The following is a 12,911-nucleotide window of genomic DNA, read 5'->3' as shown; positions in this document are numbered from 1 at the left end:
TTATGTTTGATGCACTGTTTGTCGGGCTGTCCACCGCCTTTGAGCTGCATAATCTGCTCTATGTAGTGCTGGGCTGCTTTATCGGTACCTTTATCGGTATGTTACCAGGGCTCGGGCCCATGACCGCTATCGCCCTGATGATCCCAGTGACCTACAGTATCGGCCCAAGCTCTGGGCTAATACTGATGGCCGGGGTTTACTATGGGGCCATTTTCGGTGGCTCTACCTCCTCCATTTTAATCAATGCTCCCGGTGTGGCCGGTACGGTTGCCACCTCTTTTGACGGCTATCCGATGGCGCAGCAAGGCTATGCGGGCAAAGCGCTGGCGATTGCGGCTTATGCCTCCTTTACTGGTGGTACCATAGGCGCATTGATGCTAATGGTCGCAGCACCCACACTGGCAAAACTGTCACTGAGTTTTCAGTCTGGGGATTATGTGGTGTTAATGCTACTGGGGCTCACAGCCATTGCCGCCTTTTCCAACCGTGGCGATTTTCTCAAAGCCATGATGATGACTCTGTTTGGCCTGTGTCTGGCCACAGTGGGCATCGATCCCTTCTCTGGCTCAGAGCGCTTTACCTTCAATCAACCGGATTTACTGGATGGTATCAGTTTCCTGCTTATCGCCATGTCCACCTTTGCCCTGTCTGAGGCGCTGATTAATGTGATAAAACCCAGCGGCAAAACAGGAACTGAGCAAACCTCAACCGGCGATATTGGTAGTACCAAGCTGTCCCGCGCTGAAGTCAAAGAGATGGCGCCTGTTGTCGGCCGCTCCTCCTTACTGGGCTTTATTATTGGTGTACTGCCCGGCGCCGGTGCCACCATTGCCAGCTTTATGGCCTATGGCACTGAGCGAAATCTGGCCAAGGGCAAGCAGCGCAGCGCCTTCGGTAAAGGCTCTATTCGGGGCGTCGCGGCACCAGAATCCGCCAATAACGCCGCCTGTACCGGCTCATTTGTGCCCTTATTGACATTGGGGATCCCCGGCTCTGGCACGACAGCTATTATGCTGGGGGCTCTAGTGGCCTATGGGATTCAACCCGGACCAACGCTGATGCAGGATAACCCGGCGGTATTCTGGTCAGTGATTGTATCCATGTACTTTGGCAATATTGTGCTGCTGATCTTGAATCTGCCGCTGATCCCCTACTTTGCCAAAGCGCTGGCGCTACCCAAAACCATTTTGACGGTCATGATCCTGTTTTTCAGCCTGATTGGGGTCTACTTGGTGTCATTCAATATTTTTGATTTGTACCTGATGGTAGGCTTTTCTGCTATCGCGCTGGTATTACGCCTGCTGGCATTTCCCATGGCCCCCCTGTTACTGGGATTTATTCTCGGCGGCATGATAGAGCAAAATTTCCGCCGCGCCATGCTGGCATCAGACGGTTCAATCGCATTTTTATGGGAGCGACCACTCACACTCGGCATTTTGCTGCTGGCTATTGCGGTACTGGCGATTCCACTGATTGATTTTATTCGTCAGCGCAGAGCCACACCGGTGACAGCTTAACGGCTTACACTTCATCTTCAAATTAATCAATTTGTTACCCTAAGGTGATCCCCATTTCCTTTTCAGCGGAAATGGGGATAATTCAGTTAAAACAATAATAAAAAGATGATTTCCCATGTCATTACTCAGCCTATCTTCGCCGCGGCGCATTGAGAGCTGGTTGGTGATCTCTGTTATCAGCTTATGTCTGCTGCTGTCGCTGCTGTTTGGCGTTGTCAGTTACCAGCTGATTAGCCATAACATTACCAGTCAAACCGGCTCTAAAGCCTTAAGTCTTGCTCACCTGATCGCTAGTCGACAAGATGTGATACACGCTTTAAACCAAGGGAAAAGCGATAACGAATTTTTGGCAACCATTAACGCCCTGCAACAGGCTGCTGGGGCTGATTTTATTGTTATTGGGGATACGCAACTGACGCGACTTGCCCATCCTCAGGCTGGGAAAATCGGTAAAACCATGGTTGGCGGGGACAGCCAGCAAGCATTGGCAGGTCAGGCATATATATCCCACGCCACCGGTACTTTAGGGCGCTCTATCCGCGGCAAAGTACCGGTTTACCACCCCAGCGGCCAGATAATTGGCTTGGTCTCAGTGGGCTTTTTACATCAGTCTCTGGGCTCACGGATTAACCAGCAGTGGCTGGTGATCCTTTTTACCCTGCTGCTGGCACTTATCTTGGCCAGCACGGCGGCACTTTGGCTGGCCCGGCGGCTGAAAACATTACTCCATGGCTTGCAGCCCAGAGAAATCGCCCGGCTATTTTCCGAGCAAAATGCCATTCTTAATACCGTTAACGTCGGGGTGATGGTCCTTGAGGCCAATGGGGAGATCCGTAAATATAACCGCAAAGCAGCGACGCTATTGCAACTGCCCCACCCGGCAGTCACCTCTCAACCTCTGCAGTTACAGCAACTGCTGCCCAAAGGGGCAGGATTATTACTGTCTGATCCACAAATTCCACTGGATGCCTTTGAAATGTACGAGCATAACCACGCTCTGGTTATCTCCCGCCAACCATTTCAGATCAACCATGAAGCGCCGGGGCTATTACTTACCTTCAGCCCACTTAATGACGTGGAAAAACTCAGCCGGCAATTAGCAAATGTGCAGCGTTTTGCTGAATTACTACGGGTGCAAACCCACGATTACGCCAATAAACTCAATACGCTGGGAGCAATGCTGCAGCTTGGCGCTTATGATAAGGCGATTGACTTTATCGGCCGGGAAAGCCAAGGCTGGCAAGAGCAAATAGGTCAATTGTTAGCCCAGATTAAGGATGTCACCATCGCCGGACTATTAATGGGTAAGTACCATAAAGCCAGAGAGATGAATGTTGCTCTGATACTCAGCCCTGATAGCCGTTTATCTCAGATAGCCGAGCCTGAGGTACATGAACAGATGATTGCCATTTTTGGCAACCTTATCGATAACGCCATCGACGCGGCCAGCCAGCACAGTCACAACACACCTCCACAGGTGCTTATTACCTTAGATGAAACCGCCACTGACTGGATTTTTGATGTGGAGGATACAGGGCCTGGACTGGATGACGCCGCCTTTGCACGTATGTGCAGCCCGAATTACAGCAGCAAAACCGATCCCCGTCATGGGGTGGGTATGTTGATTGTCCGTAGTAATTTAGATGCCTGCAATGGGTCACTGGAATGGGCAGATGCCGAACTTGGCGGTGCACGCCTGACCGTTTATTTGCCCAAACATCACCCCATTGCATAAGGAGCCAAACCCAATGCACAGTGTCATGATTGTTGAAGATGAAATCGAAGTCGCGCAATTTCTGACCCAGTATTTACTTTCTACCCAACAATATCAGGTGGTGGGGATCGCCAATGACCTTCACACCGCCCGCAGTCTGATCAATGCTGTCGTGCCAGATTTATTGCTGCTGGATGTTTATCTGCCAGATGGTGACAGTCTGACCATGCTATCAGAACTGAGACAACAGGATATTCGCTGTGAAGTGATATTGATGACTGCCGCGCGGGAAGTGGATGTACTACAGCAGGCTATGCTGCTGGGCATTTCTGACTTTCTGGTGAAACCTGTCATGCTGTCCCGCCTAGCCCAAGCGCTAAATCGCTATGAACACAAACAGCAGACCCTTAATGTCCGCGCTGAGCTGACGCAATCCATGGTCGATACCATGTTGGACTGCCCGGTTAATGCTCCCCCTTCCCCACGACTGCCCAAAGGGGTCGATCCTCTGACGCTGGCGAAAATCCGCCAGCTATTTAATAACACAGAGGCTGGCAGCAGCATCACGGCCGTCAAGGTCGGTGAGCAAATTGGTGTTAGCCGCTCCACCGCCAGACGTTATCTGGAATATATGGTTGAAAGCAGCGAGCTAAAAGCTAATCAACACTATGGCGCGGTTGGCCGGCCTGAGCGGCACTATTTACGTAATTAACCCCATAAGAGCCAAAGTGAGTAAGCTCGCAATGACTAGATGGGCAAGCTAATGAATTAAACAGCTAAATTACTATGGCGATTCTTTCACTCTCGGCCAAGGAAATACGGTAAAGGCTTAAGAGTAGCCATGCGCTATAGCCAGAGACACTGCTACTTCGAGGGACTTGGATTTAGTGAGAGATCAAATGCTGCCCCAGGTGCTGCTCAGCCCAACCGTCACAAAAACTGCGATATGCCCGCCCCAAAGCAGAGCCGCGCCGACCTTTATGGCTGATAATATAAAAAGGCCGTTTAAGCTGTAAAGACGGCACGGATACAGGGACCAATTCCCCCCGGGCAAATGCTTGCTCCAACGTCAGAGATGACAGTACTCCCAAGCTTCCGCCTTGCCGTACAGCCTGTTTTACCGCTTCTTGGCCGGTGAAACTGAATGCCACATCCGGGTATAATCCCTGCCCCATGGCCGCACTGATAAAAATCTCTCGGGTACCAGAGCCTTCTTCCCGTAGGATCCACCGCGCAGCGCCTAAACTACTGATGGTCACCTCTTGGCCCGCCAACGGGTGATCAGGCGCAGCAAATACGGACAAGGTGTCACCGAACCACCCTTCCACGGTTAAGCGTCGATCTAGGCAATGCCCTTCAATAAAGCCCAATTCGCTTCGCCCCTGAGCCACAGCATCAATCACTTCCCTAGTGTTGCAAATGTCCAGCTGTACCTGGGCATCTGGGTATGTGCGGCTAAATGCCACGGCGGCAGGCGCCAGCAAATAATTGCCTATGGTGGAACTGGCACTCACGGTTAAAGTGCCGCGTAAACCACTACCTTGCTGACTAAAAGCATGCTCAATCTGATCCACACGTTCTAACACATCTGCCGCCAGCGGCAACAGCAAACTGCCCTGAGCATTGAGCTGCAGTTTATTACTCCGCCGTTCAAATAATCGCGCCCCAAGCTGTTTTTCTAACTCAGCCAGCGCCATAGAGGTTGCAGGAGATGATAAATTTAACTGCTCAGCAGCCCGGGCAACCTGCCCGGTTCGAGCGATGGCATCAAAGACCATCAGTTGTTTCAGGGTAATTCTCATTGACGTTTTAACTCTGCCCCGGATGGCGTGTCACTCTGAACCCGACCTGCGCTAGGAACAGTTTGCCAGCGTGGTCGTCGCACTTTGTGCTTTTCACGAATAGGGGTTAATGGACTCTCTAACTTGCGGGCAATAATTAGATAGAGGCTGCCAGCCCCCGGTAGCCAAGAGGCAAGCGCCTGTTGCCAGCGCGTTGCGTTATCCATTGCACCAAACAGGGGATGATACAGCAGGCGTTCATCACAAATCACCTGATATCCCAACAGCGCCAACCAATCCTTGACCCGAGATGGCAAAAAGAAATGTCCGCACCAAGGCAGGCAACCTTGATATCGAGGTAAAAGCTTACCGGCAAATGCCATACTCAGGGGATTAAAGCCGGTTAATATCAGTTGTCCGCCACTAATTAACACCCGATCAACTTCACGTAGCACCTGATAAGGGTTGGCTTCAAATTCCAGTACAAAATTGGCTAATACGGCATCAACACTGGCATGTTGCAACGGCAACTGAGCAATATCCCCCCGCAGTGCAGCCCCTTGAGTGTCAAAGACACTAAATTGATGCAAAATAGTGCAAGCTTGGCTATCCACTTCAGCACTAAGCGGCCCTAGCTTGAGTAGGTGATAGCCGAAAATACGAGGCCACCAAGGCGCCATCGCCAGTTCCACCTGCTGCTTAATATGCTCGCCATTCGGAAAATCTTGCCAATGAGCAGGACTGATTGGCAGTGGGCTGCGCTGAAAATGAGGCAATTGACACTCCATCACATCAGAAAAATCGACACTAAGTCAGACACATATTCCACTAACAAGCCGACTCAGTAGTGTTTAGTCAACATCTTGAAGTAACTCGGGTATACAGGCAAGTCATTGCGGAGGTAAACTGCCCGTATCTCTCATTTTACAGGCCAACTCATCATGTCGACACCTGCTGCAACAGATAATATGGCTGCCACACTGACGATTATCCCACTCCCCGCCTTTAATGATAATTATATTTGGCTGATTCATCGGGCTGAACACTCAGATGCCTATGTGGTTGATCCCGGAGATGCCACGCCAGTGCTACATTATCTCGCCGCAAATAACAGCCATTTGTCCGGCATACTACTCACCCACCACCATAGTGATCATACAGGCGGTATTGCTAGGCTCAAAGCTGCCTTTCCTGATGTCAAAATCTATGGTCCAGCACAGGAGTCTATCTCGAGCATAACGAGCGCCCTTCAGGGTAACGAAGAGATTTTTCTGCCTGAGTTAAACTGCAGCGCTAAAGTACTGTCTGTACCCGGTCATACTTCTGGGCATATTGCTTATTTGCTGCAAAACAACCTATTTTGTGGTGATACTCTGTTTTCTGGCGGTTGCGGCCGATTGTTTGAAGGTACTGCCGAGCAAATGTATCGTTCACTGGCGCAATTTGCCACGCTCGATGATAATGTGAAGGTGTATTGCGCCCATGAATACACCTTGGCTAACCTAGCGTTTGCCCAAACGGTAGAACCCAATAACAGTGATATCCGCCAGTACCTAGATTGGTGCCAACAGCAAAGACAACATCATTTACCCACCCTGCCATCCAGTATTGGTCTGGAAAAACGGATTAATCCATTTCTGCGCTGCAACGAACATTCAGTTCAAGCCCAAGTTGCAAATCATTGCGGTCAAAAAACTAGCAACAGCACTCAAGTATTTACTCAACTAAGACAATGGAAAGACAACTTTTGAGAAATCGGATAAAATGGTCGGATATCTCAACTAAGCTATGTTGTTTTTCGGCTTAGAGAACCAACAACACCGTACCCAAATCCATGAGTAACAGAGGATAGCTCCACGTAATGCGCCTATCGTTCTATTTTATGGCGGGGGGATTTGCCCTGCTCTCCGGCTGCCAAACACTTGACAGCACACAGGCTCATCAGCCTGCTCCGCAGGTAGTTGTCCCGCCGGCACCAGTTCCAGAAGCCCCATTACCGCCTCCCATCATCATTACTGATGTATGGCAACGTATCCGGTTGGAAATGAACATGCCGGTACCTGACAAAAAACTGGTTAAACAATACCGTGAATGGTATATCAAACATCCAGCACATCTCGCCCGGGTTTCTGAGCGAGCAGCACCCTTCATGTATTTGATTACTGAAGAGCTGGAAAAGCGCAATATGCCAATTGAGCTAGCGCTGTTACCGATTGTCGAAAGTGCCTTTGACCCTTTTGCCTATTCACACGGGTCAGCTTCTGGTTTATGGCAATTTACCTCTCCGATGGCCAAATATTTCGGTTTGAAAATGAACTGGTGGTATGACGGGCGACGTGATGTACCAGCAGCAACCCACGCGGCATTAGATATGCTGCAGTATTTACATGACAAAACTGATGGGAACTGGCTGTATGCCATTGCAGCTTATAACACCGGCGAAGGACGGGTGCTTAATGCTGTAAAGCAAAATAAACGTCGTGGCCTGCCGATCGACTTCTGGTCTTTAGATTTACCTCGAGAGACAGAACGTTATGTGCCTCAATTGCTGGCGCTAGCCGATGTGATTAAGCATGCAGATAAATACGGGATAAAACTGGCGCATATTCCTAATAAACCCGCCATTGATGTGATCAATGTTGGTAGTCAAATTGATCTCTCATTTGCTGCCGATTTAGCGGATATGACATTGTCGGATTTACATCGACTCAATCCTGGCTATAACCGCTGGTCTACCGCCCCTGAAGGGCCGCATACACTGGTTGTTCCGGTAGATAAAGCCTCTGGATTTAAACGTGCATTAGCTGATACTGACTCCAGTGAACGTCTACATTGGTTAAGATATAAAATTAAGTCCGGGGATAGTATCGGTATTATCGCGCAGACGTACCACACGACCCCTGAAGTTATTCGGGCCGTAAATGGGTTAAGCGACAATACGATTATTGCCGGTAAACATCTGTTAATTCCGGTAGCCGCAAAAGATCCTGAGCTGTATTCCCTGTCGGAAGATCAGCGCCTATTGCGTCAACAACGGGTAAAACGTGCTCGATATAAATTTGAACATACCGTTGAAAGTGGTGACTCTTTATGGGGAATCGCGCGAGAAAATGATGTCAAAGTTTCTCAGTTGGCTAAGTGGAATGGTATGGCACCGAAAGATCCGCTGCATATCGGCCAAAAATTAGTCATTTGGACCAATAAAGTCAGCGATAACCAAACTCAGTCTTCTGTGATGCGTACGGTTAATTACAAAGTACGTTCTGGTGATTCACTGGCACGAATTGCCGGTAAATTCCATGTCACTGTTAATGATCTTATCCGCTGGAACAGTTTGGAGCATGAAAAGTACCTGCAACCTGGACAAATGCTGAAACTGTTTGTTGATGTAACTAAAATCAGCGTTTAACCCACAGAGAAAATAAATAAAAAAAAGCAGCTCCAAAGCTGCTTTTTTTTATTTAGAAAAATAAGACATTCAAAATTAAGGTCTTACAACATCCAGTGAAATCGGTGTCATCGCTGGTTCATTACCTTGTAACACTCGCCCCATAAATCTAGCTTCCCATTTAAATCCAGGGGCATTCACTTCTGCCATCACTTTAGCTGGAACCTGAAAATGATCTGTCATCGTTTGACCGGGTTGCCAAACTTGCTGCATCACAGCCTGAGTGAACATCATGCCTTCAGACCAAGCCCAAATCCGATGCCCGTTAGGATCCAATAACCAAATATCCGCCACCATGCCAGAATGAAACTCAAGTGCAATGCGCTTTGATGTAGGATTAGTCACGGTTAATGTCAATTTTGCAGCTTGTCCAGCTACTGTCTCCTGACTCAAGGTACCGCTGAGAACGACATGCCCCATAGGCTTACGCTTATCCCTTAAATTAGTAATGACAGTGTCAGGCATCAATGACGACGTCACTGCCAATGTCTGTTTGGGTGCATCAATTTTTGTCTGCTCAGCCACACTACTCTGGCAACCTGTAGCCAACATCATAAAACACGTTCCAGACAAGAGTGCCACCGTCACCTTCTTCATTAGAAACCTCCTAATCCCAGTTTATCCAGTAAACGCTGTTTTAACTTATCCTCAACTTTCTTCACTTCATCCTGCACCTTGTGTTTTAACAGTGCATCGGTATCTAAAGCAAATTTAGGCTGCGTAAACGTGCCTGTAATACGGAAAGGAATTTTTAACCCTTTATGACGATGCTCTCCCCCCTGCCCTTTCAAGCTAGCCACGACTTTGGTGATAAGGGAGTAATCAATAGAACGATTAATGATATCTGCATCGCCATGACCGGATAAACGGATAAGTGGAGACTGCATATCCAGATCCGGGTTATTCACAATACCCTGTTTCAGACTGAAACTGCCAGTCAAACTGGTAAAATCGGTTTTCAAAGCTTCCTGATCGCCTTGCTTAAAATCACCTTTTAATTTCGCCTCAGCACTTCTGATCATCTGGGGGATATTCACCCCATACAGAGAGCCGTCTTTAATAGCGAATTGCCCCTGTGCTAATAAGTTGCGTTGTAGGTTTTCCGGGATCAAGCTATGACCAGAACCACTGACAGAGAAATTCGCATTACCCGAAAGAAAATTAACCCCAGCAACATCATGCAATAACGGCTGGATCTGTACCCCTGTAAGTGACTGTTTAAACTCATAACGAGCAACATCGTGCTGCCCATTCAATGTAGCAGATAAATCTAATTGGCCATCATACATCTGACTGCTGAGCTTTTTCAGCTGTAGAATACCTTGGTGTAGTGAAAGTTGTAGTAACCAATTTTCAGTATGCAATTTATCAAGATTAATAGATTTAACCTTAATATCGGCATTCAAATTAACTGCAGACATCCCCGTTAAATCAGGCTCAGTAGCCTTGGTTGTGCGGGGCGGCGTACTTTTACTCTGCTCATGCTTTTCTGCAGATGCCGCATCAGACTTAGGCGGTAACCAGTCATTGAGATTAATGTCACCAATATTCAATGCAAGGTTGATTGACGGAGTAACGTGACCGTATTCTGCTGCAACTTTCCCCTTAATATTAATATCACCGATATTCAGTGCAACTAAGTTAACATTGGCTAGTTTATGATGTAAATCAACTGCAATATCAGATTTCAGTACTGTTGAGATATTTCCATTTGGGATGCTTTTACCCATTACTTGTGTCTTTACCGTTAGATTAGACAACTCAATACTGCCTAAATTTGCTGCAAGCAAAATTTGACCATCTCCCTGTGTATTCACCTGAAGATCGGGCATAACAATATGTGCCTCATATGCCAAGGTTGCAGATTGTCCCAGCGAAAATTGACCGAGAGTGAAAGAATCTAAAATGAAATGCTGCTCAGTACCGGTCTGCTGATTGATGATATTAACTCTCGTATTGGAAATATCGACACCACCAATACTTAACTCGGCAAGAACCACATTAGATTGTGTCGCTGCAGCTTGGTTTGTCGCTATACCTTCCGACGAAGAGTTAGTCGTCGCATTTTTACTTTTACCCGTTGCACTTAGACCATCAAAACTGGTTTTTCCCTGCTTATTCGTCACTAAATTCAATGTTAGGCCATCGAGCTTTAACGCATCAATTTTGACATCTTTTGTCAATAGTGGCATCAATGCTACCTCTGCAACCACTGATTTTACTGTCAACATCTGTACAGGGGTAAAACCATCCGGGTTAGAAAAACTCACCCCACCCAACTTGATGCCCAGCGTGGGATAAAAAGTCCAATTCAAATCATCTTTGATCACCAACTCTCGACCGGTCAGTTTATTTACCTGAGCAATAATCTCAGGCTTGAAATCGTTGGGATTAAAAATCAGTGTTAAGTACAACACTAACGCAATCACTGCCACAAGCAGCGTTATCCCAAACCACTTCAAAAGTTTCATAACCTATTCCTATTATGGAAAAATACCAATTACAATCAGGCTGGATTCACTAGGTCTAATGCCTGATGACTTATCGCAATACCATTATCATCAGCATACAAATACATATCTGGAAGCACAGTGTGTTGCGCAATTTCAACGGGGATATTCACATCCCCAAGTCCTCGCTTAACCGTTTTTCGCGGAGCAGTACCGAGTGCTTGAATGCCAATATCCATCTGCGCCAGAGCGCCAACATCTCTCACAGCACCATAAATAACAATGCCTTCCCATTGATTATCAACTGCCGACTGGGCAATCATATCGCCTAAGAGTGCAAATCGCAGACTACCGCCACCATCCACAAGCAATATCTTTCCATCTCCGGGCTGAGCCAGTAGTTTTTTGACTTGCGAGTTATCTTCAAAGCATTTAACCGTAACAACTTGACCACAAAAAATACGTCGACCGCCAAACTGGTTAAATATTGAAGGGAATACAGACAGTTTATCAGGGAAGGAATCACATAAATCAGGCAAAAGATCTAACATATTCAGCCTCCTTGCAGTATAAGCGTTTAGATTACTCTTATCGTGATGACACCTCAAGTCAGGCTTACATCAGCTTTGGTCATGTCGATGTTATCGCCTACACAAAATAAAAGGCAAAACGACCATGAGATAGGCTAACTGATTAATGTTGGTTAAGATAAAGTGGTGTAGACATGAGAGTACAGAGCCTGCACTTTAAGAGGTAATACAATATTATTAAACGGATTATTTGGCTCAACATTACGGCAGATATGCTAAGCCGATTACAGAATAAAATAAATTTCTTTGAGTCTGCTAAATATCTGCTTATAATTTAAAAATATGTTTGTGATTAATCTCACAGCCACAGCCGTGGCACCTTCGCAATGTTAAGTGATAATGTTTATGACCAAAGAACTCGATTTACAAAGTGCGTTAGCCGCACTAGATCAGTATGGGTACGATAAAAAGCATTCTGCCGATCTTGAACAAGCAAGAAATAAACCTCAAATGGCTAAGTATATAAACTCTCTGGATTACAGCCTACGCCGTTTAGAGCTACTTCAGGAAGTTGTGAATGAACTGGTTGACGAGAAAAAGAAAGCACTTGTTCAACGAGAAAGCGTACAAACTTATAAAACCAAAATTATTAACCTGTCACGGGAATTGAATATGTCCTACCAAGATGTAGTGACTATCATGGCTGACTTGGAACAAAATAAAAAATAAATTAAATTTTATTTACCTCCTGGTATTTAACTAACCGGGAGGGTTTATTTGTAAATATTTGTTTCGGTTTATTGCTTTATTTTAGTTTAATTATCCGCTTTATCTTTGATGAGCGAAACAATAACAAAGCACCAAATAATACCCCGTAAAATACAGGTTCAATCCAGCCTGACTTTAACGACCAATAAAAATGGATCGGTAATATAATCGCACAAAGGTAAATTGTATTGTGTAAAGCCTGCCAACGGCGACCCATTATACGCCTCAAACTATTGATTGAAGTGATTGCCAGAAGTAGCAACAATACATATCCCGTTGCGCCTAGGATGATATAGGGCCGTTTTACTATCTCCTCAAATAGCATGGGGAAAGCAAACAATAAATCAAGTGCAAAATAAGACAAGATATGCAAAGTCGCGTAACTGAAACAATAAAGCCCTAACAAACGTCTAACCTGCAGTAACCAACCTTTACCCAACAATTTGGTAAGTGGTGAAACAGATAGCGTGACCGCCAACAGATTTAACGCCCCCAATCCAGTGAAATGGATGATTCTCTGCACAGGATCAGCACCTAACTCGCCAGTAAAAACAGCCAATGTCAGCCACAACAGTGGTAATAGCCCCCCTAGATGAATCACCAACTTTAAAGCGAATACTCGAGCCATATAATTCCTGTTACATATGCTGCTAAAGATATTTGTGGTGCACTTCGGGGTTGAATGCGCGGAGACTTAATCCTG

Annotated in this window: 12 protein-coding genes; 6 read left to right on the top strand and 6 right to left on the bottom strand. The window is 46.6% G+C overall.

Translation table 11 applies throughout. The features are described from left to right. The first annotated feature begins 2 nt into the window (after positions 1-2). From NFHSH190041_RS07910 to NFHSH190041_RS07900, 3 genes are all read left to right on the top strand, one after another. A complete protein-coding gene (locus NFHSH190041_RS07910) occupies positions 3-1,517 on the top strand; it encodes a tripartite tricarboxylate transporter permease (RefSeq protein WP_261924688.1) in 1,515 nt (504 codons plus the stop codon). 115 nt (positions 1,518-1,632) lie between these two features. After that, positions 1,633-3,252 (top strand): sensor histidine kinase, encoded by a 1,620-nt coding sequence (locus tag NFHSH190041_RS07905; protein WP_261924687.1) that lies wholly within the window; start codon positions 1,633-1,635, stop codon positions 3,250-3,252. Between the two features lie 13 nt (positions 3,253-3,265). Continuing rightward, the gene (locus tag NFHSH190041_RS07900) at positions 3,266-3,943 is read left to right on the top strand and encodes a response regulator (protein ID WP_261924686.1); all 678 of its coding nucleotides are present in this window, start codon (positions 3,266-3,268) and stop codon (positions 3,941-3,943) included. 172 nt (positions 3,944-4,115) lie between these two features. Here NFHSH190041_RS07900 and NFHSH190041_RS07895 read toward each other — a convergent pair whose 3' ends face one another. Further along, positions 4,116-5,033 (bottom strand): LysR substrate-binding domain-containing protein, encoded by a 918-nt coding sequence (locus NFHSH190041_RS07895; protein WP_261924685.1) that lies wholly within the window; start codon positions 5,031-5,033, stop codon positions 4,116-4,118. Further along, the gene (locus NFHSH190041_RS07890) at positions 5,030-5,788 is read right to left on the bottom strand and encodes a class I SAM-dependent methyltransferase (RefSeq protein ID WP_261924684.1); all 759 of its coding nucleotides are present in this window, start codon (positions 5,786-5,788) and stop codon (positions 5,030-5,032) included. Before NFHSH190041_RS07890 ends, NFHSH190041_RS07895 begins: the two co-directional genes overlap by 4 nt. A 165-nt stretch (positions 5,789-5,953) precedes the next feature. Here NFHSH190041_RS07890 and gloB point away from each other — a divergent pair, with 165 nt between their 5' ends. Together gloB and NFHSH190041_RS07880 are read left to right on the top strand one after the other, a co-directional pair. Beyond that, positions 5,954-6,763: a hydroxyacylglutathione hydrolase gene (gene gloB / locus NFHSH190041_RS07885; protein WP_261924683.1), complete on the top strand. Its 810-nt coding sequence runs from the start codon at positions 5,954-5,956 to the stop codon at positions 6,761-6,763. A 110-nt stretch (positions 6,764-6,873) separates the two neighbouring features. Continuing rightward, a complete protein-coding gene (locus NFHSH190041_RS07880; protein ID WP_261924682.1) occupies positions 6,874-8,421 on the top strand; it encodes a LysM peptidoglycan-binding domain-containing protein in 1,548 nt (515 codons plus the stop codon). A 75-nt stretch (positions 8,422-8,496) separates the two neighbouring features. On the opposite strand, the gene NFHSH190041_RS07875 is transcribed toward NFHSH190041_RS07880, so the two are convergent. Genes NFHSH190041_RS07875 through NFHSH190041_RS07865 form a run of 3 tightly spaced genes read right to left on the bottom strand, consistent with a single transcriptional unit; the run spans position 8,497 to position 11,461 of the window. Next, a complete protein-coding gene (locus tag NFHSH190041_RS07875) occupies positions 8,497-9,057 on the bottom strand; it encodes a BsuPI-related putative proteinase inhibitor (protein WP_261924681.1) in 561 nt (186 codons plus the stop codon). Continuing rightward, positions 9,057-10,931, bottom strand: a complete 1,875-nt coding sequence (locus tag NFHSH190041_RS07870) for an AsmA family protein (protein ID WP_261924680.1) — start codon at positions 10,929-10,931, stop codon at positions 9,057-9,059. Before NFHSH190041_RS07870 ends, NFHSH190041_RS07875 begins: the two co-directional genes overlap by 1 nt. A gap of 35 nt (positions 10,932-10,966) precedes the next feature. Beyond that, a complete protein-coding gene (locus tag NFHSH190041_RS07865) occupies positions 10,967-11,461 on the bottom strand; it encodes a putative 4-hydroxy-4-methyl-2-oxoglutarate aldolase (RefSeq protein WP_261924679.1) in 495 nt (164 codons plus the stop codon). 384 nt (positions 11,462-11,845) lie between these two features. On the opposite strand from NFHSH190041_RS07865, the gene NFHSH190041_RS07860 reads away from it, so the two are divergent. Next, positions 11,846-12,169, top strand: coding sequence for a hypothetical protein (locus NFHSH190041_RS07860; protein ID WP_261924678.1), 324 nt, complete (start codon positions 11,846-11,848; stop codon positions 12,167-12,169). A gap of 76 nt (positions 12,170-12,245) precedes the next feature. Here NFHSH190041_RS07860 and msrQ read toward each other — a convergent pair whose 3' ends face one another. Continuing rightward, entirely contained in the window at positions 12,246-12,836 is a 591-nt protein-coding gene (msrQ, locus tag NFHSH190041_RS07855; protein WP_261924677.1) for a protein-methionine-sulfoxide reductase heme-binding subunit MsrQ, read from the bottom strand. Between the last annotated feature and the right edge of the window lie 75 nt (positions 12,837-12,911).

The organism is Shewanella sp. NFH-SH190041, assembly GCF_024363255.1.
GTDB lineage: Bacteria > Pseudomonadota > Gammaproteobacteria > Enterobacterales > Shewanellaceae > Shewanella.
This window is presented reverse-complemented; position numbering and strand designations above follow the sequence as displayed.